This window comes from Paraburkholderia sp. SIMBA_053, assembly GCF_046534895.1.
GTDB lineage: Bacteria > Pseudomonadota > Gammaproteobacteria > Burkholderiales > Burkholderiaceae > Paraburkholderia > Paraburkholderia caledonica.
This window is the reverse complement of sequence record NZ_JAWRXU010001473.1, coordinates 1-244: the sequence shown is the minus strand read 5'-3', so window position 1 is coordinate 244 and position 244 is coordinate 1. Positions and strand designations below refer to the sequence as shown.

At 63.9% G+C, this 244-nt stretch carries 1 pseudogene; it reads left to right on the top strand.

Features of this window, described 5'->3' with window-relative positions:
- Nucleotides 1-244 (top strand): annotated as a pseudogene (locus tag SB753_RS40510) (biotin synthase); the annotation flags it as partial.

Genomic DNA, 244 nt, shown 5'->3' with positions numbered 1-244 from the left:
AATCTCGCGCTCGACATCGATCCGAAGCTCGCGTGGGCGCTGAGTCATCGGGAGAGCTTTCCCGTCGATCTGAATCGCGCGAATGTACGCATGATCGCGCGCGTGCCGGGCATCGGCATGCGCAACGCAAAGCGTCTGGTGGCACTGCGGCGCTCGCGGCGCATCCGCTATCAGGATCTCGTGCAGTTGCGGTGTTCGATGGACAAGACGCGGCCGTTCGTCGTGACAGCCGACTATCGCCCCG